Consider the following 26,023-nt stretch of genomic DNA (forward strand, 5'->3'; position numbering starts at 1 on the left):
CTTGGATTACCTCTTCTGTGAGATGGGTTCTTCTGTGCTGAATTGCCTTGGCATCGGCACCGTCAGTACAGACGGAGTTCGGGGCGGTAAATGTCCAGCCACGCACTCAGATCGAGTACCCTCTCCATGCCGTTGCGGACGTCGAGGGTCATCGTGTCCGGGTCCTGTCGCGTAATTCGTTCGAGCCGGTCGCGATCGACCAGTTCGAACACCGGATCGTCGGTCGCGAGCAGTTCCCTGCTCTGTTGTAGCAGAGATACGGCGTACTGCGGGGCGAGAGTGGCGGGATAGGGCGCTTTGGTCCGGCTCAGCACCGACTGGGGCAGGATATCGGCGGTCGCGGCGCGCAGCAGGCTTTTCTCCCGACCGTCGAAGGTCTTCATGGACCACGGGGTGTTGTAGACGTACTCCACCAGCCGGTGGTCGCAGAAAGGAACCCGGACTTCCAGTCCGACGGCCATGCTGATCCGGTCCTTGCGCTCCAGCAGCATGCGGACGAATCGGGTCAGGTGCAAGTGGCACATCACCCGCATCCGCAGCTCGTGGTCGCTCTCGCCGTCGGCCCGTTCGACCTCGGCGACGCCCTCGGCGTAGCGCTCGCGGATGTAGGCCGGCAGGTCGAGGGCGGCGGTGAGGGCGGGGTTGAACCGGTCGGACACCTGGGCCTTCGCGCCGCTGACGAAGACGGCCATCCACGGGAAGGTCTCCGCGGCCTGGGCCTCCGGCTGGTGGAACCAGCGGTACCCGCCGAAGACCTCGTCGGCGGACTCCCCGGACAGGGCGACCGTGGAGTGCTCGCGGATCGCCTGGAACAGCAGGTACAGCGAGGCGTCCATGTCGCCGAGGCTGAGCGGGCTGTCCCGCGCGGTGATGACCTTGCGGCGGATCTCCGGGTCTGCGATCGCCGTGTGGTCGAGCACGATGGCCTGGTGCCGCGAGCCGACGTGCGCCGCCACCTCGCGCGCGTACGGGCCGTCCGAGGTGCCCCGCAGCTCGTCGGCGACGAAGTCGTCCTCCCGTCCGGCGAAGTCCACCGCGAAGCTGCGCACCTCCTTGCCGAGCCGGGCGGCGGCCAGGGCGGTGATCACGCTGGAGTCGAGCCCGCCGGAGAGCAGCGTGCAGCGCGGCACGTCGGAGACCAGCTGACGGTCCACGATGTCCTCGAGCAGCATGCGCACGGTGTCGACGGTGGTCTGCCGGTCGTCGGTGTGGACGCGGGTCGGCAGAGTCCAGTAGCGGTGCTCGCGCAGGCCGCCGCGGTCGACAGTGACCACGCCGCCCGGGACCACCTCGCGCATCCCGCACCAGACCGCGGCCCCCGGCGTCTGGGTGAAGCTGACCAGCTCCCGCAGGCCGTCGAGGTCGACCGCGCGCTCCGCCAGCGGGTTGGCGAGGATCGCCTTCGGCTCGGAGCCGAACAGCACCCCGTCCTCGGTGGCGTAGAAGTACACCGGCTTGACGCCCAGCCGGTCGCGGATCAGCACGAGCTTCTCGACCCGGGCGTCCCAGATCGCGAAGGCGTACATGCCGTTCAGCCGCTCGGCAACCGCCTCGCCCCACTCCAGGTAGCCGTGGAGCACCACCTCGGTGTCGCTGCGGGTCCGGAACCGGTGGCCGCGGCGGACCAGTTCACCCCTGAGCTCGGTGAAGTTGTAGACCTCGCCGCTGTAGGTGAGCGTCACCTCGCCGTCGTCGGTCCGCACCGACATCGGCTGGGTGCCGCCTTCGAGGTCGATGATCGACAGGCGCCGGTGGCCGAGCGCCGCGTGCCGGTCGAGCCAGGCACCCTCGGCGTCCGGCCCCCGACAAGCCATGGTCAGGGTCATCGCGTCCAGGTCCGCGCGGTGCTGAGTCAGGTCCCGGTCGAAGGAGACCCAGCCCGAGATTCCACACATCGACTTACCTTCTCCTGTTGGAGGGCACGGTCAGGGTTGGAGCCGGTCGGCGCGCCAGCCGGAGCCGTCGCGCTCGTAGCGCAGCCTTTGGTGCAGCCGGTCCGGGGCGGCCTGCCAGAACTCGACCGCCGCGGGCTCCAGCAGGTAGCCGAGCCAGCGGGCCGGGCGGGGCAGCGCCGTGCCGTCGCGGCCCAGCCGCTCGGCCTCCGCCCTCAGGGCGTGCTCGTCCGGTAGCGGTGCGCTCTGGTGCGAGGCCACCGACATCGGGTGCGCGGCGGCCGGCCGGGCGGCCCACAAGGCATCGGTCTCGCCGTCGGGCAGCGGACGGGTCGGGCCGCTCACGATCGCCTGGCGGCCGGCCTCGCGCCAGTAGAGCACCCCGGACGCCCACGGCGTCCCGGCCAGGTCCCGGCCCTTGCGGCTGTCGGCGTGGCTGGCGAACACCAGGCCCGTGTCGCGGACCGCGAGCACCTGCACGATCCGGTTCGAGGCGTGGCCGCGGGCATCGGCGGAGGCCAGCGCCAGCGCGCCCGGCTCGCGGACGGCGTTCGCGACGGCGCTGTCGAACCAGGCCTGGAGCAGGCCCATCGGTTCAGCGGGCGGGGCGGCGAACTCGTCGGACGCCGGGGGCGGGGTCGACGCGCTCACGACGGCTCCTCGACGGGTTCGAAGGCGAGGCCTCGGTCGAGCGTCCCGCCGGAGCGGACGCCCTCCACGAGCGCCTCGACCTCGGTCGCCATCCGGACGGTCGGCGGGTAGCCGATGAGCTCGGTGGCCCGGTTCGGCGGCATCGGTGCGGTCAGGTCGGCCGTGGACTCCCACAGCATCACCGCGCCCCAGCGGTTGGTCCGCCGGTCGGAGATCCAGAACTTCAGACGAAGTCCGTCGATCCCGGCCCACGGCTCCACGCCCTCGTCCCGCAGGTAGCCCCGCAGGGAGTCGATGGTCTGGTCGGACCCGGAGAGGTCCCACCAGGAGATGGTGGCTTTCACGCGTTCAGCACCTCCTTGGTTTCCGTCAACGGCGCCAGCAGCGCGCCCAGGATGCGTTCTCCGTCCCGGGTGAGCACCGATTCGAGGTGGAACTGCACCGAGCTGAAGTGCGGCCCGCGCAGGGCGTGCACCTCGCCGGTGTCGGCGTCCAGGTTGACCCGCACCTCGCCCACGCCGGGGCACTCCAGCTGCTCGGCCCGCGCGTAGGCCGCGTAGGAGTTGTAGAAACCGACGCGCTCCCGTGAGCCGAACAGGTCGATCTCGCGTTGGGTCCCCTGGTTCGGGACCTGGCGGCGTCTCAGTCGCAGGCCGAGGTGCCGGCACAGCAGCTGATGGCTCAGGCACACGGCCAGGAAGGGGGTGCGCCGGGACAGCAGCTCCTCGATCGCCGAGGTTAGGCGGGCCATCCGGGGGTGGCCCGCCTCGCGCGGGTCGCCGGGGCCGGGGCCCAGGACGACGAGGTCGTGGTCGTCGAAGCGGTGGGGCGCGTCGAAGCCGGCCAGGTTCACCGTCAGCCCGACGGCGCGCAGCTGGTGGGCCAGCATCGCGCTGAAGGTGTCCTCGGCGTCGACGACCAGGGCCCGGCGGCCGGCCAGTGCCGGGTGCGGCCGGGTCCGCGCCGCAGTGTCGCTGAGCCAGAAGCGCGCGATCGTCCCGTTGCGTCGGCCCAGGGCCTCCCGGACCAGCGGGTGCTCGTCGAGCCGCTCGTCGGCGCCCAGTGCCGAGAGCAGGCCCGCGGCCTTGGTTCGGGTCTCGGCGACCTCGGCGGCGGGATCGGAGTGCCGGACCAGGGTCGCGCCCACCCCGACCTCGACACGCCCCGCGCCGTCGGGGCCCGGGCCACTGATGTCGGCGGTGCGGATGAGGATCGCGGAGTCCAGGGTGCGTGCGCCGTCGGCGCCGCGGCCGATGAGCGCGGCGACGCCTCCGTAGTAGCCACGGCCGCGCGGTTCGTGGCGGGCGATCACCCGGCAGGCGTTCTCCAGCGGGCTGCCGGTCACCGTGGGGGCGAACAGGGTCTCCCGCAGGATGTCCCGGGGGTCGAGGTCGCTGTGCCCCTCGATGACGTACTCGGTGTGCGCGAGCCAGGCCATCTGCCGCAGGAACGGGCCCACCACCCGGCCGCCGCTCCGGCAGACGCGGGCCATCATCTTCAGTTCCTCGTCCAGGACCATGTACAGCTCGTCGGTCTCCTTGCCGTCGGTCAGGAAGTCCATGACCTCGGACAGCACCGGTCCGCTCGGGGGGTAGCGGTAGGTCCCGCTGATCGGGGTCATCGCCGCGACGCCGTCCCGCAGGCTGACGTGGCGTTCCGGGGTGGCGCCGACGAAGGTCCGGGTGCCGGTGTGCACGAGGAACGTCCAGTAGGCGCCGGTCTCCCGGGTGAGCAGCCGCCGGAACAGGCTCAGCGCGCTGCGCGTCGAGTAGCCGGTGACGGTGGCGACGAACGAGCGCTTGATGACGAAGTTCGACCCCTCCCCGGTGCCGATCTCGTGGTCGAGCACCGCGCGCACCGTGTCGGCGTAGGCCTCGTCGTCGGTGTCGAAGCATCCGCCGGCCAGGGCGATCGGCTCGTCCGGCAGGCGCCTGAGCACCTCGGAGGTGGCGATCCGGCCCTGGTCGGTCACCGTCATCGCGAGCAGCGGCGAGCCGTCCGGGACGGCGGCGAAGCCGCGCTCGGCGATCTGCTGGTGGGGCACCAGGACCAGCGCGTCGTGCCGGGCCTCGCCGGGGGTTCGGGGCTGGTCGCCCAGCGGGATGTCGGCGAGCCGGGCCGGGGTGCCGATCCGGCCCAGCAGGACGTCCATCCGGTCCGGGCCCAGGCTCTCGGGGCGGTGCAGGAGGGCGAAGGCGCCCGGATCGGGGCCCAGGACGCGCCCGAGCAACTGCGACGGGTTCATCGGAAGACCTCCTCGGTGGTGGTGACCACCGAGCAGCGGGCGGCCGCGTAGTCGAGGGCCAGCCGGTGGTACTCGGCGGAGAAGTCGCCGACGGCGTCGGCGACCAGGAACGGCTGGATGTCGTTGGTGAACGCCTCAAGGGCCGTGGCCAGGACACCGACGTGCGCGTACACCCCGCAGAGGATCAGCTGGTCGCGGCCCTGGTCCCGCATGCGGGCCAGCAGGGCGGAGTTGAAGAACGCGCTGTAGCGCCACTTGGTGAGCACGTCGTCCGCCGGCCGGGGCGTGAGCTCCGCGACGATCAGGCGGTCGTCGGGGGCCACGCTCATGCCGGGGCCCCAGAAGTCCTTGAGCAGACCGCGTTCCCGCTCCGTCATGCCGCCGGGCTGCGCGGTGTAGGACACCGGGACGTCGAGGGCGGTGCAGCGCTCCCGCAGCAGCGCGCAGTTGCGCACCAGCGGGTCGCGCACCGCCGGCGGGAACGGCGCGAGGAAGTAGCGCTGCATGTCGTGCACGAGCAGCATCGCCCGGCGCGGATCGGGGGTCCAGCGCGCGGTGTTGACGGGCAGGTCATCCGTCGTCGTCGGAAGCGGGTAGGCCGCGATCGGCGCTAGGCCCGACACCGTCCCTCCCCGGCCCGGTGCGACTCCACGTCATCCGCGGTGTGTTCCGCGCGGTCCCTCCACGGGGGCCGCTGCCGGGCGACCGGGGCTGTCGAAGCTACGAGCGAGGTGGCGTTCAAGTTTTCTCCAGAGCTCGAACATGTCGGCACTCGCTGTTCGTGGAATTCCTGATTCCGGGAACTGTGGAAAGGCTTTTGTTGTGCACCCGGCGGGCCGGGCAGGCGGCGGAAAAGGCCGCCGAGGAGGTGCGGTCAGTGGTGAGCCGGCGTTCCGTCGCCGTGCGGCGGATAAGGATTGTCCTGGACGTACAGCCAGGTGCCGTTTGGCTGTTCCTGCACGGTGTCGCAGAAATTCCCGCTGAAACTCTCGCGGGTGCCGTCCGCCCTGGTCTGCTCCAGGGTGTATTCGCCCATGATGGACGCCGTGCGGTTACGCACTGTGCCGCCACCCGCGCGCTTTCCTCCCGCGATCACGGTTTGCTTGGGGTTGACCGTGAGGACCGGATCCGACTTGAACCACTCGACGTAGAACGCCCGGATGGCCGCGCGGCCCCTGATGACCGACTTGTCGTAGTTGACGATCGCGGCCTCGGACTCCTGGAGGGCGACGATCCCGTCCACGTCCTTGGCCTTGATCCGCTCACCCAGGATCTTCAGCAACTGGGCGGGGGTCCTGGCAACGGGCCGGGCCCCGTCGATGTCCTCCGGTGTCACGGCGTCGGCCGCCTCGCTCATGATTGACGGTTCCTTTGCCGTGCCGGCCCAGCCGGAAGCGGAACTGTAGAATCCCGCGAGCGCCAGCACAATGGCGATGCTTGCGACCGGCAAGCCCCGTCGGATTGCCTTCATGTCATCCCCCCAAACCGGAGATGGCAGCCAGGAAGACTCACGCGTCTTCGGCGTCGGACCTCCAGCCGGCCGTCAAGCGGAATGTCGCAATCCGTCTGCGGCGGGCGTGGTCCCATTAGCCCCCGTTTGCCATCCCAACCCCCGTGATGCCAGTCATATAACAGTCAGAAAGAGGATTCTGTCAAGGTTCGGAGAGAGTGCTGTGCGGAGTTGTTCTTCGATCTTCCGGGCACGGGTTCATGCGTCGTCACGACAGCTGGAATTCTTGATCAATTCCCCGTTGGCGCTGGCCGGCGGAGCAGATTTTCGCCGTCGGCGACCAGCCTTGATCTTTCATGACGGTCCGTCGGTTCGTTCGGCGGACCGTTTCGGCTGCTCGGGCTGGTGACGGGCAGGCCCGTGGCCCGGCTGTCGCGTCGGATGGGCGCCGGGTTCCACGGCTCCGGCCGGAGGATGGCTCGTCGGGGCAGGATGTCGTTGCTGGTCAGCCGGACCGGCAGCCGCCGGGGGCAGATGATCTGCATCGGGTTCTCGAACTCGACGCCGGCCGCGTGGTCCACGGCAATGTCGTCGTAGCGGTCGAACAGCGCGTTGAGCGCGATGCCGACCTCCAGCCGGGCCAGCGGGGCGCCGAGGCAGAAGTGGATGCCCTGCCCGAAGGCGATGTGCCCGCCGGTGTCGCGGTGGATGTCGAACCGGTCGGGGTCCGTGAAGCGCTCGGTGTCCCGGTTGGCCGCGCCGACCCACAGGGTGACCAGTTCGTCCTTGCCGATCCGCTGCCCGCGGATCTCGGTCTCGGTGGTGGTCACCCGCGCCATCCGGGAGAAGGGCGGGTACAGGCGCATCAGTTCCTCGATGGCGCCGGGCAGCAGCCCGCGGTCCGTGCGTACGGCGGCCAGCGCCTCGGGATGGCGGTCGAAGGTGAGGATGGCGTTGCCGATCATCGCCATCGAGGCCGCGTGTCCGGCGAACAGGGTGAGGCCGACCAGGCCGATCAGGTCGGCATCCCGGAGCGGCTCGTCGTCCACGACCGCGTGCGCCAGCCCGGTGAGCATGTCGTCGGCCGGGTTCTGCCGGCGTCGGTGCACGTGGCCCAGGATGTACTCGTTCATCTCCCGGATGGCCGGGGCGACTTCGGACTCCATCACCTTCGGCGGCACGGTCGCCGCGTCGAGCGCGCCCAGCGCGTCGCCCCAGGCCCGGTACATCGGCACGTCCTCGGGCGGCAGGCCGAGCATCTCCGCGACCACGATGATCGGCAGCGGGTAGGCGACCGCGTCGATCAGGTCGAAGGTGTCCGCTCCGGACAGCCCGTCGAGGAGGGACTCGGTGGTCCGGGTGATCCGCTCCGCGAGGCCCGCCACCGCGCGCGGGGTGAAGGACTGGTTGACGGCCCGACGCAGCCTGCGGTGGTGGGGCAGGTCGTTGGTGACCAGGTTCCCGGTGAGGAACAGGTCGAGGTCCGGCTGCGGTTCGTTGAACAGCCGCACGGTGTCCGAGGAGAAGGTCTTCGGGTCGGTGAGCACTCGGGTGATGTCCGCGTGGCGGAACAGCTGCCACCCGTACTCGTCGTCGTGGTGGATCGCGTGCTGTCCCTGCATCTGGCGGAACCAGGAGAACAGCGCGTCTACAGGTTCGGTTGCGGATTTCTCTTGCGCCGGCATGACTACCTCTGATCTGAAGGCCGCTGAGTTGTTGTCACAGACCGAAGATGGACCGGTAGACCTTGCGGTCGACCGCCGGGAGGGCCACGCGCTGGGCGACGGCCGACGGCGGGGTCGCGCCGGGCGTCGGCGACAGCTCGGCAGGGGAAGAGGTGGTCACGGGAGTCTCCGTACTCTTTTTCGTGCGGCGCGGGCCGCGGTGGTTGTGAAGAGGGGTTCGCCGGAACCGGCGGCGGGCGGGGAGCCGGGTGCGGCACGCCCGCGGCGCCGGGTCAGCCCTGGGGCGCGTCCTCGGCGTCCCAGGGGCCGCTCACGCCGAACGGGTTGTCGACGACGTAGCGCCAGTAGCCGTCCTCGCCCTGGCGCAGCACGTCGATCGCCACGCCCTCGAGGTGCTCGGGCTCGCCGTTCTCGTCGAGCGCCTCCATCTGCCACTCGACGATCAGCATCGCGGTGTCGCCCACCACCAGCTGCTGGCGGACGGTCGCCTCGACGGAGGGCTTGCGGTTGGCCAGGAATTCCGTCACGTAGGCCCGGCGGTCCTCGCCGTAGACCGGGAATCCGGGATCCCACATTCCGACCGCGTCGTCGGTGTACATCGCGTTGACCGCCTCCGTGTCACCGGAGTTGAAGGCTGTTCCGAACGCCTCCTGGTGCTTTTCGATGTCAGTCACCAGCGTGTACCGACTATCGCTCACGACGCCTTTTCTCCATTCCGGTTCCGTGGCACCTGTTCAGATTGATACGGACGCTATCAGCGGGTACTCCCCGATCCGGTCTCCTGCCGGTAATCGCGCGCGGCCGTGCGGTGCCGCGCGCGATTACCGGGGAAAGACCGCCCGACGGCGGCGGCGTCGGGAAGCCGTCCGCTACGGCCGGTCGGCCGGGTCCAGGGCCCGCTCGATCGCCTCCTGGACCTCCGGCGCGACCAGCGCCGCGACCGGCTCGAGGAGGAGCTCAGGGACCTGGAGGACGCGGATGACGAGGACCTGTTCGCCATGGTCGACGACCTCGGGTGACCCGTCCCGTCCGGGGCCGCCGACCGACTGACCCGCCGGTCAGGGCTCCGCTCCGGTCGGCCGGAAGGTGGCTGTCCCGCCGCCTTCCGGCCGACCGGAGCAATTCCGCCGAACGACCCAATCAATCACACATCCACTGCTAAGGTGCTGACTCATGGACAGGAATGGCGTCGACCAGCTGGTCGGGAAATACATCGGGATCTGGAACGAATCCGACGGCCGGATCCGGCGGGAATTGATCGAAGAGGTATTCACCCCGAACGCGACGTACACCGATCCGAACATCGTGGCCCACGGCGCGGCGGCCATCGGCGACTACCTCGCCATGGCGCAGCGCAACTTCACAGGAATGCTCTTCACCCTCGGCCCGGTCCTGACCCATCACGACGCCGTCCATTTCTCCTGGCAGGTCGGCCCCGCGGGGGGCGCACCCGTGGTGAGCGGATTCGACGTCGCCACCTTCGAGGGCGGCCGGATCAACCGGCTGTACGGATTCTTCAAGGGCTACTGACCCATTCGTCGGGCGCGTGGTCGCCGGGAAAGGAATTCGTCCCGACGACCAGCGGAAGCGCCCGCAGCAGACGCGCCCGCTTCGCCGAAGCGGAACCGGGATCGCCGAAGATGCGGTGGAAGGTCCGCCAGGTCGACTCGGAGATGCAGTCCCCGATGGTCGCGATCAGGTTCTCGAAGAGCTGGCCGACGGCGTCGACCGACAGGGGCTCCAACAGGATCCGCGTACTGTTCAGCCGGCCCAGCCCCCACTGCGGGAACCTGCGGTGGAAGTCCTCGTTGGCGCAGGCCACGATCAGCAGCCTGCCGGACTGGCTGCCCGCGCCGAGGCCGTCGAAGAAGGCGAGGGTGGCCTCGTCGGCGAGGTGCAGGTCATCCACCGCGATGACGACCGGGTGCTTGCGGGCGAGCGCGTGCACGAGGGCCTCCGCCTCGTGCACGTCGCTCGCCGCTTCCGGGCGGATCGGACCGGCCGCCTCGGGCGGGCGGATCGGTCCGGCCTCGTGGTGGAGCGACCGCAGCGGCTCGACGAACGCCGACGGGTCGATGCTCACCGACCTCCTCACTCGGTACTTCACGATGAGCGGAGCCGTCCGGGCCTTCTCCTCCAGCAACTGGCAGAACTCCATCAGGAGGCGGCTCTTCCCCGTCCCGTGGTCGCCGAGGACGGTCACCAGGTGTGGAAGGCTGCGCTGCTCGACCCGCTCGAAGGTCCGCTGCAGGATCTCCATCTCGTGGTCCCGGTCGATGAACGGCTTGGTCTCGACCGGGTATTCCACCGAGCGCGCCTCGGCGACCCAGTACGGCAGTTTGCCGGCCGCCATGGTCAGGTACGACACCTGGTCGAGGGTCAGCGACCTGGTGCGGTCGGACACCCAGATCATGCCGACCGGCACCTGCGGGAAGATCTCCCAACACTGGTCCAGCAGCGTGCCGTTGGCCGAGCCCCGGCTCCGGCGGGGCGCCGGGTCGAAGTGCCGCTGGAGGTCGCCGGTCGCCACCATGGCCCGGATGGTGAGCCCGTGCCGGTTCTCGTCCGACACGTCGAGGCTGTCCCGCAGCAGCAGGGCGAGCTGGGTCGCCCGTGCCGCGCCCTTCCGCGGGTCGTCCAGGTCGAAGAGGGCGATCGTCGCGGAGCCCACGGAGGCCACGACCTCTCCCCCGCTGCACTCCACGCCCGCCCTGACCAGGGTGTGGATGCCGTCGAGGAGCTCGTCGACGCCGACGGGGTGCCCCGTCCCCGCCCCGGATCCGACGTGGGTCCGGACGATCATCACCGTCACCTCGCGCCGGTGCGACCGCGTCTGGGAGGACGCCTGGTCCCCCGGCCGGCCCGCTACATCCAGCAGGCCGTACACGAGCCCGTCCTCGTCGGCGGGTTCGTACGGCGCGGGCCGGACACCCGCGTCGACCACCACCGGCCCGCCGGCCGGCTCGGGTTCCTCCCCGGCGGCCTCGGCCCGGGAGAGCTCGTTCAGCGTCGAATCGTGCGACAGGATGCGCCGCTGCAGGTCCCGCAGCCACGGACCGGGCTCCAGGCCGAGCCGGTCGACGAGGTCGGTGTGTGTGCGGTGGTAGACGTCGAGCGCCTCGGTCTGGCGGCCGGACCGGTACAGGGCCAGCATCAGCAGCCCGCGGGCCCGTTCGCGCAGCGGTTCCGCCTCCACCATCTTCTCGATGCCGCTGATCACTTCACGGTGGTGGCCGCAGTCCAGTTTGGCTTCGAAGTACAGTTCCTGGGCGTCGATCCGCGCGTTCTCGACGATGTTCGACTCCGGCCAGACGATCCCGGCCTCCGCGAGATCCGCCAGGACGTCCCCGCGCCACAGGTCCAGCGCGTCCCGCAGGATCGCGGCCGCCTCCGCCGGGAAGCCGTTGGCCATCTTCTTGCGCCCGAGCTCCAGCTGCCGGGCGAAAACGTGCACGTCGACCGTGTCCTCGTCGATGTGGAGCAGGTAGCCGGGCGACCGCGTGATCAGCGCCGGATGCGGCTCGCGCTACGCGATGTGCCGGGGCGACAGGTCGGCCGAAGTCGAGCCGCTCGTCCGGCTTCGTGCCGTGGCCGGTGCGGCCGGCTCGGAACGCGGAACCGTGGGCCCATGACGCGGCCTCACCGGCCACCGGGCGCGCGCCCCGGGTCGGATCGGCAACGGCCCCGTCCGAGGCCGCAGCCCAGAGCGATACCTGAGGAACGACCGCCAGTGTCCTGCGCCGGAGATCTGGCGCAGGAGCAGCAGGAGGGACCGGGCACCCGGAGCGTCCGGCACTGGACCGAGGCCTGGGGCCGGCTCGTCCCGGCGGACCGGGATCGAGTGGCGTCCGCCCACCCGGCGGTCAGGGCCGAACTTCCACCTGGCAGTGGCCGCAGGGAAGGGAATCCTCATCGGCGTGGGCGCGAGCCGCGACTATCTCGACGGAAATCTCCCAGCCGTTCTCGCGGCGTCGATCGAGGCCGGTCTGATCAATATGTCCAAGGGGTTCGAGAAATCCCTGGCGGATGTCTCGCCGGATAATCCATGGCGAATTTTCCGAAGGGCAGCTGAATGCGGTGGGAAACGCTTCTCCCCCGCACTTCGGCATCCCGCGGCTTGGTCGAGCCGGTTCCAGAAGCCTGCACAGATCCCGCGAAGCTGCTTCTTCATGATGAACACCTCCTGTCCGTGGTGACTACAGCCACAGGCGGTCGGGAGGTAGAAGGAATTCTGGATAAGGACCGGGAAAGACGGTTAGGGTTTCACTCATGACGGATTCGTATGCCGACCCGGGAACCCCGGATCACCGAAGTGCTGCGCGTTACCTGTGGTGGCTGACCATGAGTCAGCGCCGACGGGTGACAGGTGGTGCGGTGATCGGCACCCTCTGGATGGTCTGCCTCCTGCTGCCGCCGTACCTCATGCAGCGTGCGATCGACGACGGGCTCCAGCGGGGGAAGACCGGCGTCCTGGTCGGCTGGGTGGCCGCACTGGTCGGCGCCGCGCTGCTCAACGCATGGCTCGGCATCATGCGCCACCGCATCATGACGCGGGTCCGGATGGACGCCACCTTCCGGACCATCAAGGTCGTGGTCGCACACTCCACTCGGCTGGGTGCCGAACTGCCCCGAAAAGTGACGGCCGGCGAGGTGGCCAGCATCGGTGTGGGCGACGTCGCGCAGATGAGCCAGACACTGACGATTACCGGCCCGGGCGTCGGTGCTGTCGTCGCGTACCTGGTGGCGGCCGCGCTGCTGCTGTCGGTCTCCGCCCCGCTCGCCCTCGTGGTCCTGCTGGGGGTGCCGTTACTCGCGGTCGTGGTAGGGCCGCTGCTGGAACGCCTCCAGGGCGCGGAGTCCAAGTACCGCGAGCAGCAGGGGGCCCTGACCGCCCGGCTCGGGGACATCGTCGGCGGCATGCGCGTACTCAACGGCATCGGCGGTAAGGAGATGATGGCCGGCCGCTACCTGCGCGGATCGCAGAACCTGCAGGCCGAAGGATACCGGGTCGGCGCCGTGACCAGCTGGATCCAAGCGCTCTCGGTCGGCCTGCCCGCCCTCTTCCTTGCGTTGGTGACCTGGCTGGCCGCCCGGATGGCCGCCGAGGGCACCATCACGATCGGCACGCTGGTCGCCGTCTACGGCTACGTCGCCGTCCTGGTGGTACCGGTCTCCAACTTCATCGAGGGCGGATACGACCTCACCAGGGGTCTGGTGGCCGCTCGACGGGTGGTCCGGATGCTCGACCTGAAGCCCGCCTTCGAAGACGCCGCAACACTCCGGCCGGCCCATGACGAGCCATCAGTCCTGTACGACGCCGACACCGGTGTGGAACTGGTCCCGGGCCGGCTGACCGCGATCGTGAGCGCTCGCCCGACCAATTCCGCGGCCGTGGTCGACCGGCTCGGCCGGTACAGCGCATCCGCTGCGACCTGGGGCGGCGTGCCGCTCGCCGAGGTCGCCCTGGCCGAGATCCGCAGCCGGATCGTGGTGGCGGACAACGACGCCGACTTCTTCTCCGGCACGCTGCGCACCGTGGTCGGCGGCCGGTCCGAGCACACCGGCCCGTTCATCGCCCAGGCCGTCAGAGACGCCGCGGCGGAGGACATCGTGCAGGCACTGCCCGATGGCCTGGACAGCGTGATCCAGGCCCAGGGCAGCAACCTCTCCGGCGGTCAGCGCCAGCGGCTGCGGCTGGTCCGTGCCCTGCTGGCGGACCCGGAGGTGCTCCTGCTGGTCGAGCCCACCTCCGCCGTGGACGCCCACACCGAGGCCGCCATGGCCGCTGGGCTGCGCCGGGCGCGGACCGGACGCACCACCGCCCTCACCTCGACCTCCCCCGTCCTCCTGGAGCAGGCCGACACCGTCTGCTACCTCGTCGACGGCCGTCTGGCGGCGGCCGGCCCGCACCAGGAACTGCTCGCGTCAGAGCCCGGCTACCGCGCGCTGGTGGCCCGCCGCGAAACCGCCACCGGGTCCACGCCCGCCGAGGAGGCCGTCCGATGACTGCTCAGACCGAGACCGCCCCCGGACGGCTCCCGATTGCCGGACCTGCCGAGGTCCGCCGGGCCGCCGTGCGTCTGATGGGGCAGGACGGCCGTGCGGTCGCCGCGATGCTGACCCTCAACGGACTGGCCGCGGCCGCCGGTCTGGGCGGCCCCTGGCTGCTGGGCCGGATCATCGACGACGTCCGGGGCGGCGCCGGGGTCGGACACGTCGACCGACTCGCCCTCGGCATCCTCTGCTTCGCGCTCGCGCAGCTGCTCCTCGGCCGCTTCGCCCGCTACGCCGCTCACCGCTTCGGCGAGCGGACTCTGGCGCGGATCCGAGAGCGGTTCGTCGACCGCTCCCTCGCCCTGCCCGCTTCGGTGGCCGAACGCGCCGGCGCCGGTGACCTGCTGACGCGCGGCACCGCCGACGTCGCCACCGTCGGCACCACCCTGCGCGACGCCGGGCCGGAGATCTCGGTGGCGCTCGTCCAGATCCTCCTGATCCTGGTCGCCATGCTCGCGGTCAACCCGCTGCTCGGCATCTGCGGGTTGCTCTGCCTCTCCGGGATCTGGTTCGCCACCCGCTGGTACCTGCACCGTGCACACGCGGGATACCTCGCCGAAGGCGCCGCCAACTCCGCGCTGATCGAGATCCTCACCTCCACCGCGGCAGGGGCCCGCACCGTCGAGGCCCTGGGCCTCCAGGACCGCCGGATCGCCGCCACGGCCGAGGCGGTGGAGCACTGCCGGGTCACCCGTACCCACACCCTCAACCTGCGCACCGTCCTCTTTCCCGTGGTCGAGTTCTCGTACATCGCCCCGGTCGCCGGCATCCTGCTGCTCGGCGCCGCCCTGCGCGACACCGGCGCGGTCACCACCGGCGCGGTGGTCGCCTGTGCTCTCTACTTCTGGAAGCTCTCCGAGCCGCTGGACAAGGTCCTGCTCTGGCTCGACCAACTCCAGCGCAGCAACGCCTCCTTCGCCCGAGTCGAGGGCATCGGCCAGGTGGACTCCCCGGCCGTGACCGGCGGCGGCCGGCCCGCGGACGACCGGATCGACGTGGTCGACGTCCGGTACGCCTATCAGGGCGAGCGGGACGTCCTGCACGGCGTCGACCTCACCGTCCGTCCGGGCGAGCGGCTGGCGATCGTCGGCCCGTCCGGAGCCGGCAAGTCCACTCTGGGCCGGCTGCTGGCCGGGGCGGAGACGCCCCGCACCGGACGGGTGACGGTGGGGCAGGTGCCTGTCGCCGAGCTCGACCCGGCCCAGTTGCGCCGACAGGTCGTCATGGTCTCCCAGGAGCATCACGTCTTTCTCGGCACCGTCCGGGACAACCTCCTGATCGCCGCGCCCGCCGCGACCGACCAGGACCTGCACGCGGTGCTGGCCGCCGTCGATATCGACTGGGTGGACGAGCTGCCGGACGGGCTGGACACCGAACTCGGTGCCGGTGGGCTCCGTCTGGACGCTCAGCAGGCCCAGCAACTCGCCCTGGCCCGGGTGGTCCTGGCCGACCCACACACGCTGATCCTGGACGAGGCCACCTCCCTGCTCGACCCGACCACGGCCCGGCACACCGAGCGCTCGCTGGCGGCTGTACTCAAGGAACGCACCGTGATCGCCATCGCCCACCGCCTGCACACCGCCCACGACGCGGACCGGGTCGCGGTCATGGAAGGCGGCCGGGTGACCGAATTGGGCAGTCACGAAGAGCTGTTGGCGGCCGGCGGCGGGTACGCCGCGCTGTGGAAGTCCTGGCACGGCGTCTGAGCGCGCCCCACCCCTCTCGACCTCTCTCGACCAGGAGGAGCGGAACCCCACGCACTCGGCACCACCGCAGACGGCCCAGAGCTGGGTCCGGCCGATTCCCGGCCGGACCGGGCCTGGCGCCGTCCGGCTCTTCTGCTTCCCGTACGCCGAGTGTTCGACCTGAACAACTGACGGAAGGAACGGTTGGTTCAACAGGACCAAGAGAAAGCCCCACGTACAGCACTCCACACGCCGGGGCTACCCCAGGTTGCAACTACGTCAGCGGCGAAGGAAGTCCCGCGGCACCCTCTGAGTGACGTTTCCAACCCCTTGCCCCTACGCCCCCAGTGGGTCCTCGACCAGCTCCGAAAGCGCACCGCCGAACTCGACCTGCCGAAGATCGTCCTGCACGACCTCAGGCACACCGCGGCCAGCATCATGATCGCCGCCGGCATCCCCCTCGCCGTCGCGGCCAGGTTGTTGCAGGAGGTCCAGGTCCGCGATGACTCGGTGGGCGCCGTGGAGTGGACCGTCTCCGTCGATCCCACGATCGCCCGGGCGCATCAGCATGCCGCGGGCGCCCGCAAAAAGGGGCCGACGCAGGGGACGAATCGGAAGATCCGGCAGCTGTCGCGCATCGCGAGGCGCTCGGCCGGTCCCGGGGCGGGCTGACGACCAAGGTCCACCTGGCAGTCGACGGCCGGGGATGCCGCTGTCGATCGTGCTCAGCGCCCGGAACACGGCGGACTGCACCATGTTCCCGACTGTGCTGGATGCGATCCGCATCCCGCGAACCGGCGCCGGACGCCCGCGCACCAAGCCCGACCGGATGGTGGCGGACAAGGCCTACTCGTCACGGAAGATCCGCCATCTGCTGCGGCGTCGAAGCATCAAGGCGACCATCCCCGAGCGCCGGGACCAGATCGCCAGTCGAGCCCGCCGCGCGGGCAGGGGTGGCCGACCGCCGGCCTTCGACAAGACCGCTTACCGGGGGCGGAACGTTGTCGAGCGGTGCTTCTCCCGGTTGAAGCAGTTCCGCGCGGTGGCAACCCGGTTCGACAAACTGGCAGCCCGCTACCGTGCCGGGGTGATCATCGCATCGCTGATCCTCTAGCTCAGGGCGGACGACTGATCGCCGGGTTCAGTCCGAGTTGAGCCACACCAGCACTGCCGGGCCGTCCGGCGTGATCACCGGCACCCAGGCCTCATCGGCCTCACGGATCCGGCTCTCGTCCAGGCGCAGAGGGCGCGGCTCCTCAGTGGTCCCGTCGCATGCCCAGTAGCGGATGGCTCCGATGATCTCGCGGAGCCTCTCCCGCTCGTCATCCGGCCACGCGTAGTTCCAGGTGCCGGCACCACAAAAGTGCTTCTCGAACAGCTCGCGCAACGCGTCCAGCTCATCAGGGCCGAACAACGGCACCAGAAAGCCTTCGACCTGCCCCTGCCGGCAGGCGGTTCCGCCGTACTGTTGCTGATAGAAGACCCCCGTCTTCGCCTCGACCACCGCATACAGCCAGCCGCCGGCACTCATGCCGTCAGGATCGAGGAAGACGAAGCGTCGAGAGTTCATGGCCGCAGTCTTCCGGCCGCTGACCACGAGCTCAACGACAATTTCCACCTGCAAGATCAATTACGAGACACGGCCCAGGTTCGGCCGTGGCACGACCCTGTTCGGAGTGCGGACAGGCCACATCCAGGGCCCTACTACGACCCGGTGTCGTATTCGGGGACCTTTGTCCCCCGTTCGGGCGCCGCGCCGAGAACGGGCGGGTCCCAGCCGTACCATCCGCCCGACGACCGGGCGCGTGCCTCTGCGGCTGTACCCGAGCAGCAACCCCTCGGCACCGCCACGGGAAGGCGGCACCCGCTCCTCGCCGGGTCGCCACCCGGTCGGCCTTGACAGCGTCGCCACCGCGACGTAGATCGGAAAGCATGAGTCGGCACGAGCCGGTGGACCGGGCGGCGGCACCCGTCCGGAGCGACGCGGCCACGTACCCGGACACGGACGCCACGGCGGATTCCGGCCGTCGCGGACGGGCGACCGAGGCCGGGGCGGCTGTCGGTACGGCGGCGGAGCGTGAGGACGCCCTGGTGACGGCGGTGGTCAAGGCCGTCGAGGAGACCGCCGCCCATGCCGGGAGCGTCTTCCTGCGCTCCCGGGACGGCCGCTCGATCGTGCTGGCCGCCACCTGCGGTGCGCCGCCGTCCCTACTCGGCGGCTGGCGGCTCATCCCGGTCAACAGCCCCATTCCGGTGGCGGTGGCCTACCGGTCGGGCCGGACGGTCCATCTGGCCGACGCCGACGAGACGATGCGACGCTATCCGCAGCTCGCGGTGGCCCTGCCGTACGCGTTCGGCTCGGCGTCGGTGCCGGTGAGGGCCGGGCAGGAGAGTCTGGGAGCACTGGCGGTGGTGTGGCCGGCGCCATCCGGGCACGCGGGGCTGTCGAGGGCCCGGCTCCGCCATCTGCGGGCCATCGCCAACCGGCTCGGCGCAGACCTCGCCGGCCTTCGAGCCCGCGGGGGCGTCTTCGAGTACGACGCCGCGACAGTGCCCATCGAGGTCCCGGCTCCCACCGCGCCGGCGGTGCGGGTCGGTCTGTTCGACTGGCAACTCGACACCGGGACCGTGGTCGCCGACGACGAGCTCTGTGCGATCTTCGGTCTCACGCCCGACGCCTTCGACGGGCGGGCCGACACACTGGCTTCCCGGCTCCACCCGGGCGACCGGGTCTCGCTCCGGGCTGCGGCCCGGGCAGCCGTCGCGGACGGCAGAGTGGTCGCCCGCCGCCTGCGCGTCCGCACCGCGGACGGGTACCGCACCGTTGAGCTGTGGGGTCGCGTGCCGGAGGCGCCTGAGGAGGCGGTCCGGACCCACCTGGTCGGCAGCGTGCTCGACGCCGGAGCCGGAGCCGCAGCCGTCACCGCGGTGGAACGGCTCCGGGACGGACTCTTCTCCCTCGATCCGAACGGACACGTCGCCTACGCCAATCACAGCCTGGAGGTGCTGCTGGGGACGCCCGGCGGGGAACTGCTCGGCCGCTGCCTGTGGGATGTCCTTCCGTGGCTGTCCGATCCGATCTTCGAGGACCGGCACCGAGCCGCGATGGTCTCCCAGCAACCCACCGTCTTTCTGGTCCGGCGCCCGCCGGACCGCTGGCTCGTCTTCTCCCTCCACCCCGATGTGAACGGCGTGACCGGCAGGGTGACGTCCGCCCGGCCGCCCCACTCGCCACCGGACGTGTCCGGCACATCGGAGGGCTCCGGGACATCGACCGCCCCTTCGTCCGTCCCCGGGCCCGGGTCCCCCGCGCCGAGCCCGCCACCACCCCACGCGGAGCCCGCGCGCCTGGGCTCCATCTACCGCGTCCTGCAGCTCAGCAGCGCGCTGACCGAAGCGGTGAGCACAGTCGAGGTGTGCGACGTCGTCGCCCATCAGCTCCTGCCGGCCTTCGGCGGACAGCACCTGGCCATCTACGTGATCGACGAAGGCCGTCTGCACCTGCTCTTCCACACCGGCTACCACGACCGCTTCCTGCAGTGGCTGGAAGGCAAACCGCTCGACACTCCGCTGCCCGGAGCGGAGACGCTCGCCTCCGGCGTACCCCTGTTCGTCGACTCCCGACAGGATTTCACCGATGCCTGTCCGGCTCGCACCGTGGAAGGCGTCGGAGCCTGGGTCTACCTACCGCTGATCGCCTCCAACCGCCCAGTCGGCACCTGCATCCTCGGCTTCGACGGGATCCACCGGTTCACCGCCAAGGACCAGGGCATCCTGACCGCGCTCAGCGGTCTGATCGCCCAGGCACTCGAACGCGCCCGTCTCTACGACGCGAAGGCCGCCCTCGCACACGGCCTGCAGAAGGCACTCCTGCCCCACCGCCTGCCCGCCCTGCCGGGCATCCGCACCACCGGCCGGTACCTGCCCGGCACCAGCGGGATGGACATCGGGGGCGACTGGTACGACGTGATCCCCACCGGGAACACCGTGGCCCTCGTGGTCGGGGACGTCGAGGGCCACAACGTCGCCGCAGCCGGCACCATGGGCCAACTGCGGAGCGCGGTGCGGGCCTTCGCCACGGCCGGTCACTCACCCGGCGCCGTCCTGGCCGGAACCAACCGGCTCCTGGTCGACCTCGGTCCCGAGCTGCTTGCCAGCTGCTGCTACATCCTCATCGAGCCGGACGAGGACCGTGTACGCGCCGTCCGCGCCGGGCACTGCCCGCCCTTGCTACGCCGTCCCGACGGCAGCACCGAGGTGCTTGAACTGGAGGGCGGCCCACTCCTCGGCGTCGACGGCACCAGCAGCTACCCGGAGACGGAGCTGCACCTTCCCCGAGGGTCGATCCTCGCCCTCTACACCGACGGCCTCGTCGAGGAACGCGGCACCAGCATCGATCTGGGCATCGACGACCTGCGCGCCTCGCTGGCCCACGCCCACGCCAGAAGCCTCGACGACCTGGCCGATCGACTCCTACGCAAGGCCCAACGCTCCCCGCACCGTTCCGACGACATCGCTCTGCTGCTCACCGCCTACCACCCCGGCCAGGCCCCGCAGGCCACCTGACGGCCCAAGGGCACGGAACCCACGCAGGCGGCCTGGCCTCCACCGTCCAGACCCCGGCCCACAAGGGCTGAGCGGGCCCGGCCGCGCAGCGCTGAGAGGCCGGTAGTCGACATAGGCGTGCGCGCCGTCGGGCGAGAAGGCGATCGCCGTCGGCGAATGGTAGGCGCCGAGGTCGATGGTCCCGGTGACGGCGTGGGTGGCGGTGTCGATCACCGAACGCGCAGCAGGTCGTCGTGTCGTCGGGTGATCGCGGAGACGGTGCCACCGGGGCGGGCCATCGGATGCGTGCTCTCGTACGGGATCAGCGTCCCGCCGACTCCAGCCGCGCCGCCAGCCGTTCGGGAAGGGCGTCCCGGTTCGCCACGGTCAGCCGGAGGACCTCGACGTCGGCGCGACGCTTGAGGGCGTCGGTGAACGGGCCGTGCTGCGCCTGGACGGTGGCCACGATGCCGACCTCGGCGGCGAACAGGGCCCGGACGGCGTCCTCGAACGGGCGGTACGCCAACTCCATCCGGCCGAGCTCGTCGATGAGCACGAGCGTGCGCTCCGTCCACACCAGGGACGGCAGGGCCAGGCGCTCCATGACTCGCAGGTCGACGCCGTACCGCCCGACCCGTGGCGGCCCCGGGAAGTCGACATGGGAGAGCACGGCACGCTCACCCGACAGCGTTTCCAGCGCGAAGCCGACCCGGGTGCCGTGCGTTCGGATCTCCTCCGTGGTGAAGCCGGAGGTCTCCCGGGTCGGCAGCAGCGCCGCGAGTCGGCGGATCGCGGTGGTCTTCCCGCTGCCGGGGCGGCCCTCCAGCAGAATCCTGATCGGCATCGCGGGCTCCGGACGAGTGGTCGTCGGACGAGTGGTCGTCGGGCAAGTGGTCGTCGGGCAAGTGGTCGTCGGGCAAGTGGTCCTGTTCTCAGCGTGGTCCTCCGCGCACCCGGGCCGCAACGCCGGTCGGCTCGTACTCGGCCGCACGGGGATCCGTCCGGGACCGGTCACCCGCCGGACCGCCGGCCCCACACGTGCCCCACACCTGCCATCACCACCGCACCGACCCCGACGGCTCGACGTCATGCCGAGGTCCCGACTTGGCGGGCCCGGCTCGTCCGGCTATACGCTTGACATGCGTCCCAGCGCCCGCCGAGGCTCCTCCTCGGGCGTTCGACCGCAGCGGCCCGAGGGCGGACTCCGGGGGTGGTCCGTCGCGCGGTGGTCGGCATGAGGGAGAACGGTTCCCATGGACCTCAGCACCGTCACCGAAGTCGTCCGGCGCCCGCCCGGTCGGCCCGGCCTGGACTGGCGTGAAGGCGACGCCTGGCTCGCGGGTGGCACGTTCCTGTTCTCCGCCGAGCAGCCGGGCCTGCGCCGCCTGATCGACCTGACGTCCCTGGGCTGGGATCCGCTCGTTCCGAGCGACACCGGCCTGGAGATCGGTGCGACCTGCACCATCCGCGACCTGTACGCCTTCGAGCCGCCGCGTGATTGGACCGCGGGTGTCCTCTTCGCCACGGGCTGCGAGGCGTTCTTGTCCTCGTTCAAGGTGTGGAACTCGGCGACCGTCGGCGGCAACATCTGCCTGTCGTTGCCTGCCGGCCCGATGATCACGCTGACGGTCGCCCTGGAGGCCTGGTACGAGCTGTGGGCTCCCGACGGGTCGATCCGCGTCGTCGATGCCCTCGACTTCGTGACCGGCGACAACCGGAATCTCCTCGCACCGGGCGAACTGCTGCGCCGCGTCAGGATTCCGGCGAGTGCCCTGCGGAAACGCACCGCGCACCGCCGCTTCGCACTGACCCGACTCGGCCGCTCGACGGTGTTCCTCATCGGTACCCGGACGCCCGGGACGAACGACCTGACGCTCACCGTCACCGCCGGCACCACGCGGCCGGTGCGGATCGCCTTCAACAGCGTTCCCGACGCACGGACTCTTCAGCACAGCATCGATGTCATCCCCGCCGACCACTGGTTCGCCGATCCGAACGGGACTCCCGAACACCGTCGCCACCTGACCAAGCACTTCAGTGAGGAGATTCGTCACGAACTCATGGCTGGGGGCCCGGCATGACCTTCCTGGTGAACGGCAGGAGCTTCGACGACGACCCGGAACCCGGCCAGTGCCTGCGTACCTTCCTCCGTTCGCTCGGTCACTTCGGTGTCAAGAAGGGGTGCGACGCGGGCGATTGCGGCGCGTGCACGGTGTGGCTGGACGGCGATCCGGTGCACAGCTGCATCACCCCCGCGTTCCGCGCGGACGGTCACGAGGTGACGACGATCGAGGGTCTCGGATCACCGGGTGACCTGCATCCGATGCAGCGGCAGTTCCGTGACGCCCCGGGATTCCAGTGCGGCTTCTGCACAGCCGGGATGATCATGACGTCGGCGGCGCTCACCGAGGCTCAGAAGGACGACCTGCCCCGGGCGTTGAAGGGCAACCTCTGTCGCTGCACCGGCTACCGGGCGATCGAGGACGCCGTGCGGGGCGTCACCGGTGTGGAGACGGCGGCCCCGGGGAAGGCGGTGGGGACGAGTGTCGGCGCGCCGGCGGCCGACGACGTGGTGACCGGCCGCGCCGAGTTCACCATGGACACCCGTCTCGAAGGCATGCTGCACCTCAAGGTGCTGCACTCACCGCACGCGCACGCCCGGATCGTCTCGATCGACCAGACCGCCGCACTCGCGGTTCCCGGCGTGCGCCGGGTCTACACCTGGGAGGACGTGCCGCGCAAGCGCTTCACCACGGCGATCCACACCGACCATCTCGTCGATCCGGACGACACCCTCATCCTCGACAACACGGTGCGCTTCGTCGGCCAGCGCGTCGTGGCCGTCCTGGCCGACACCGTCGGGGCGGCGGAGGAGGGCTGCCGGAGGGTCGTCGTCGACTACGACGTCATGCCGGCCGTGTTCGACCCCGAGGAGGCGATGGCCGAGGGGGCGCCGCAACTGCACGGCGCGCAGGACCCCTTCGTCCGGGATCCGGTCCACAACATCCTGGTGGAGATCCATGCGCACATCGGTGACGTCGATGCCGGATTCGCCGACGCCGACGTGATCCACGAGGGCACGTACTCCTCCCCGCGCGTGCAGCACGCGCACCTGGAGACCCACGGCTCGATCGCCTGGATGGAGGACGGTCGCCTGAACGTGCGTACCAGTTCGCAGTCGCCGTCGATCGCCAAGACGAAGCTCGCCCATCTGTTCGCCCTGCGGCCGGACCAGCTGCGGGTGTTCTGCAAGCGGGTCGGCGGCGGCTTCGGCGGCAAACAGGAAGTGATCTCCGAGGATCTGGTCGCGCTCGCCACGCTGGACACCGGGCGGCCGGTCTGCTTCGAGTACACCCGCGAGGAGGAGTTCACCACGGCCTCGCCCCGGCATCCGATGACGCTGACGGTCAAGCTCGGCGCGAAGGCGGACGGGACACTCACGGCGTTCCAGGTCCGCAACGTGTCGAACACCGGCGCCTACGGCAACCACGGCGGCGAGACGCTGTACGCGGGTGGCGCGGCCGTCATGATCTACCGCTGTCCCAACAAGAAGTACGACGCCTTCGCCGTCTACACGAACACCGTTCCGAGCGGGGCACTGCGCGGATACGGGATGACACAGCCGGCGTTCGCCGTGGAATCGGCGATGGACGAACTGGCCCGTGCCCTGCACCTCGACCCGCTCGAACTGCGGCGCCGCAACATCGTCCGACCGGGCGATCCGCTCGTCGCGTTGCACGACGGACCCGACGACGTGATGTTCACCGAGGACGGCCTCGCCAGGTGCATCGACCTGGTGGACACCGCGATGGCCCGAACGGCTCACGAGCCGTCACCGGGGCCCGACTGGCTCGTCGGGGCCGGAGTGGCGAGTTCCCTGCACGAGACCGCGCCCCCGACCGAGCACATCTCGGAGGCCTGGGTCACGCTCGGGGACGACCTGGTGTACGAGCTGGCCGTCGGGACGGTCGAGTTCGGCGAGGGCACCTCGACCGCCCATGTCCAGATCGCGGCCAACCAGTTGGGCACGACGCCGGAGCGGATCCGCCTGGTGCAGTCCGACACCGACCGCACGGGGTTCGACACCGGCGCCTTCGCGAGCGCGGGACTCTTCGTGGCGGGCAACGCCGTCCTCCGTGCGGCCAACGCGGTGCGGGACCGGATCCTGGAGTTCGCCGCCGCCCACACGGGCGTCCACGTCGTGATGTGCTCGATGGACGACGACGGCGTCGTCTGCGGCGAGCAGCGCGTGTCGTTGGCGGACCTCGTCGCCCTGGCCCGCGCGCGCGGAATCCGTTTCACCGCCGCCCGCAAGGGCTACGGCTCGCCGCGAAGCGTCACCTCCAACACGCAGGGATTCCGGATCGCCGTCCACCGGGTGACCGGCGAGATCCGCATCCTCTACAGCGTGCAGGCCACCGACGCCGGCGAGGTCGTCAACCCCGCACAGGTCCGGGGACAGGTGGACGGCGGTGTCGCCCAGGGCATCGGCTTCGCGCTGACCGAGAATCACCAGATCGACGCGAGCGGTGTCATGGTCAACCCGAACCTCCGCAACTACCGCATCCCCACCTACGCCGACGTTCCCCGAACCGACGTGCTCCTGGTGGCGTCCTCCGACTCGGTCGGGCCGATGCGCGCGAAGGGCATGGCGGAATGCTGTATCAACCCGGTGGCCGCCGCCCTGGCGAACGCGCTCCATGACGCCACGGGCGTCCGCTACCGCGCGCTGCCGCTGACCCCGGAACGGATCTTCGGTCGGCTGAACGAAGCCAGTCCGGTGTCGACGGCGGCCGGATCGAAAGGAACACCGTGAAGCCCCGGGACGGGGACGCCGCGGCGACGGCCATCATCGGTCTGAAGGTCCGGCCGGGGCTGGAGCGCGAGTACGAGACGTGGCAGGAGGACGTCAACGCCGCCGCCGCCGACTACCCCGGCTACCTCGGCGCGGAGGTCTCCCCGCCGACGTCCCGGCAGCCCGACTGGATCGTCGTCTACCGGTTCGACTCGATAGCCCATCTGCAGGCATGGATCAACAGCGCGACCAGGCAGCGCCTGCTCGACGCCGGCAGCGGGTACTTCGACGGTCCGGGAACCCAGCAGGTCGTCAGAGGCGGCGTGCAGGCACCGGATCCGCTCGTGACCGTCGTGGTCGCCCACCGTGTCCACCCCGACCACGTCGACGAGTTTCTCGACTGGCAGCGGCGGATGAGTCAGGAGGAGCGGACGTTCGAGGGCTTTCGCGGTACGGAGCTCTTCCGCCCGGTCGAGGGGCTCCAGGACGAGTGGACCACCCTGTACCGGTTCGACAGTGCCGAGCACCTCGACGCCTGGCTGACGTCAGGCGCGCGGCGGAAGCTTCTCGCCGAGGGCAGCAGGTTCAACGAGTTCAGACTTCGGACGATCGACAACTCCTTCGGCAGCTGGTTCGCCTTCGAGGAGAACGGCAAGGAGGTGCCGCCGCCGTCGGAAACCAAGACCGCCATCGCGGTGTGGGTCGGCCTGTACCCGACCGTCGTGCTGCTGACGCTCGCCCTTTCGCCGCTGAAGATGCCGCTCTGGATCGGACTGCTGGTGGGCAACCTGCTGTCGAGCTTCACCATGAGCTTCCTGACGATGCCCTTCTACGTGAACCGGCTGCTCAAGCGGTGGCTGCGGCCCCCGCCGGGCGAGCCCGCGGGGAGGAACAACCGCGTCGGCCTCGGCATCGTCGCCGGGGTGACCGCGTTCTGGGCCGCCGTCTTCTACCTCGTCACGACCCAGTTCTGGACCTTGCCCTGACCTTCAGGGGGCCTGGACCGAAGAGTCCGCGCCGG

20 protein-coding genes and 1 pseudogene are annotated in these 26,023 nt (G+C 70.5%); 9 read left to right on the forward strand and 12 right to left on the reverse strand.

Annotated features, from left to right (window positions below; genetic code table 11):
• Positions 1 to 62: 62 nt before the first annotated feature.
• The 9 genes from asnB to ACGF0D_RS00915 form a co-directional block, all read right to left on the reverse strand.
• Positions 63 to 1,895, reverse strand: coding sequence for an asparagine synthase (glutamine-hydrolyzing) (asnB, locus tag ACGF0D_RS00875; protein ID WP_392913388.1), 1,833 nt, complete (start codon positions 1,893 to 1,895; stop codon positions 63 to 65).
• Positions 1,896 to 1,925: 30 nt separating this feature from the next.
• Positions 1,926 to 2,543 (reverse strand): phenazine biosynthesis FMN-dependent oxidase PhzG, encoded by a 618-nt coding sequence (gene phzG, locus ACGF0D_RS00880; protein WP_392913390.1) that lies wholly within the window; start codon positions 2,541 to 2,543, stop codon positions 1,926 to 1,928.
• Positions 2,540 to 2,887: a hypothetical protein gene (locus ACGF0D_RS00885; RefSeq protein WP_392871032.1), complete on the reverse strand. Its 348-nt coding sequence runs from the start codon at positions 2,885 to 2,887 to the stop codon at positions 2,540 to 2,542. Before ACGF0D_RS00885 ends, phzG begins: the two co-directional genes overlap by 4 nt.
• Positions 2,884 to 4,788 (reverse strand): chorismate-binding protein, encoded by a 1,905-nt coding sequence (locus ACGF0D_RS00890; RefSeq protein WP_392913392.1) that lies wholly within the window; start codon positions 4,786 to 4,788, stop codon positions 2,884 to 2,886. Before ACGF0D_RS00890 ends, ACGF0D_RS00885 begins: the two co-directional genes overlap by 4 nt.
• Complete coding sequence (locus ACGF0D_RS00895; protein WP_392913394.1) at positions 4,785 to 5,411, reverse strand: isochorismatase family protein; 627 nt, start codon at positions 5,409 to 5,411, stop codon at positions 4,785 to 4,787. Before ACGF0D_RS00895 ends, ACGF0D_RS00890 begins: the two co-directional genes overlap by 4 nt.
• 251 nt (positions 5,412 to 5,662) lie before the next feature.
• Positions 5,663 to 6,259, reverse strand: coding sequence for a YybH family protein (locus ACGF0D_RS00900; RefSeq protein WP_392913396.1), 597 nt, complete (start codon positions 6,257 to 6,259; stop codon positions 5,663 to 5,665).
• Positions 6,260 to 6,528: 269 nt separating this feature from the next.
• A complete protein-coding gene (locus ACGF0D_RS00905) occupies positions 6,529 to 7,860 on the reverse strand; it encodes a cytochrome P450 (RefSeq protein WP_392913399.1) in 1,332 nt (443 codons plus the stop codon).
• A 97-nt stretch (positions 7,861 to 7,957) separates the two neighbouring features.
• Positions 7,958 to 8,083, reverse strand: coding sequence for a hypothetical protein (locus ACGF0D_RS00910; RefSeq protein ID WP_392913401.1), 126 nt, complete (start codon positions 8,081 to 8,083; stop codon positions 7,958 to 7,960).
• A 112-nt stretch (positions 8,084 to 8,195) separates the two neighbouring features.
• Positions 8,196 to 8,597, reverse strand: coding sequence for a YybH family protein (locus ACGF0D_RS00915; protein ID WP_392913403.1), 402 nt, complete (start codon positions 8,595 to 8,597; stop codon positions 8,196 to 8,198).
• A 499-nt stretch (positions 8,598 to 9,096) separates the two neighbouring features.
• Here ACGF0D_RS00915 and ACGF0D_RS00920 point away from each other — a divergent pair, with 499 nt between their 5' ends.
• Entirely contained in the window at positions 9,097 to 9,453 is a 357-nt protein-coding gene (locus tag ACGF0D_RS00920) for a nuclear transport factor 2 family protein (RefSeq protein ID WP_392913405.1), read from the forward strand.
• Here ACGF0D_RS00920 and ACGF0D_RS00925 read toward each other — a convergent pair.
• A complete protein-coding gene (locus ACGF0D_RS00925) occupies positions 9,440 to 11,377 on the reverse strand; it encodes a BTAD domain-containing putative transcriptional regulator (protein ID WP_392913407.1) in 1,938 nt (645 codons plus the stop codon). The genes ACGF0D_RS00920 and ACGF0D_RS00925 overlap by 14 nt on opposite strands.
• A gap of 463 nt (positions 11,378 to 11,840) precedes the next feature.
• Between ACGF0D_RS00925 and ACGF0D_RS00930 the strand changes: the two genes are divergently transcribed.
• The 4 genes and pseudogenes from ACGF0D_RS00930 to ACGF0D_RS00945 form a co-directional block, all read left to right on the forward strand.
• Positions 11,841 to 12,119 (forward strand): hypothetical protein, encoded by a 279-nt coding sequence (locus ACGF0D_RS00930; RefSeq protein ID WP_392913410.1) that lies wholly within the window; start codon positions 11,841 to 11,843, stop codon positions 12,117 to 12,119.
• Positions 12,120 to 12,192: 73 nt separating this feature from the next.
• A complete protein-coding gene (locus tag ACGF0D_RS00935) occupies positions 12,193 to 13,929 on the forward strand; it encodes an ABC transporter transmembrane domain-containing protein (RefSeq protein WP_392913412.1) in 1,737 nt (578 codons plus the stop codon).
• Positions 13,926 to 15,683: an ABC transporter ATP-binding protein gene (locus tag ACGF0D_RS00940; protein ID WP_392913414.1), complete on the forward strand. Its 1,758-nt coding sequence runs from the start codon at positions 13,926 to 13,928 to the stop codon at positions 15,681 to 15,683. The genes ACGF0D_RS00935 and ACGF0D_RS00940 overlap by 4 nt, the downstream gene beginning before the upstream one ends.
• Before the next feature lie 450 nt (positions 15,684 to 16,133).
• A pseudogene (locus ACGF0D_RS00945) lies at positions 16,134 to 16,776 on the forward strand (IS5 family transposase); the annotation flags it as partial.
• 27 nt (positions 16,777 to 16,803) lie between these two features.
• On the opposite strand, the gene ACGF0D_RS00950 reads toward ACGF0D_RS00945, so the two are convergent.
• Complete coding sequence (locus tag ACGF0D_RS00950) at positions 16,804 to 17,232, reverse strand: DUF6210 family protein (RefSeq protein ID WP_392913416.1); 429 nt, start codon at positions 17,230 to 17,232, stop codon at positions 16,804 to 16,806.
• 362 nt (positions 17,233 to 17,594) lie between these two features.
• Between ACGF0D_RS00950 and ACGF0D_RS00955 the strand changes: the two genes are divergently transcribed.
• Complete coding sequence (locus tag ACGF0D_RS00955; RefSeq protein ID WP_392913418.1) at positions 17,595 to 20,228, forward strand: SpoIIE family protein phosphatase; 2,634 nt, start codon at positions 17,595 to 17,597, stop codon at positions 20,226 to 20,228.
• A gap of 301 nt (positions 20,229 to 20,529) precedes the next feature.
• On the opposite strand, the gene ACGF0D_RS00960 is transcribed toward ACGF0D_RS00955, so the two are convergent.
• On the reverse strand, positions 20,530 to 21,051 hold the full coding sequence (locus ACGF0D_RS00960) for a nucleoside-triphosphatase (RefSeq protein WP_392913420.1): 522 nt from the start codon (positions 21,049 to 21,051) through the stop codon (positions 20,530 to 20,532).
• Between the two features lie 409 nt (positions 21,052 to 21,460).
• On the opposite strand from ACGF0D_RS00960, the gene ACGF0D_RS00965 reads away from it, so the two are divergent.
• From ACGF0D_RS00965 to ACGF0D_RS00975, 3 genes are read left to right on the forward strand one after another with little or no spacing between them, the layout of a single operon-like run.
• Positions 21,461 to 22,288, forward strand: coding sequence for an FAD binding domain-containing protein (locus ACGF0D_RS00965; protein ID WP_392913422.1), 828 nt, complete (start codon positions 21,461 to 21,463; stop codon positions 22,286 to 22,288).
• Positions 22,285 to 25,023 carry a molybdopterin-dependent oxidoreductase gene (locus tag ACGF0D_RS00970; RefSeq protein ID WP_392913423.1) on the forward strand — a complete coding sequence of 913 codons (2,739 nt, stop codon included), beginning with the start codon at positions 22,285 to 22,287 and terminating at the stop codon, positions 25,021 to 25,023. Before ACGF0D_RS00965 ends, ACGF0D_RS00970 begins: the two co-directional genes overlap by 4 nt.
• The gene (locus ACGF0D_RS00975; protein ID WP_392913424.1) at positions 25,020 to 25,988 is read left to right on the forward strand and encodes an antibiotic biosynthesis monooxygenase; all 969 of its coding nucleotides are present in this window, start codon (positions 25,020 to 25,022) and stop codon (positions 25,986 to 25,988) included. Before ACGF0D_RS00970 ends, ACGF0D_RS00975 begins: the two co-directional genes overlap by 4 nt.
• The last annotated feature ends 35 nt before the right edge of the window (positions 25,989 to 26,023 follow it).

The organism is Kitasatospora sp. NPDC048298 (assembly GCF_043201465.1).
GTDB lineage: Bacteria > Actinomycetota > Actinomycetes > Streptomycetales > Streptomycetaceae > Kitasatospora.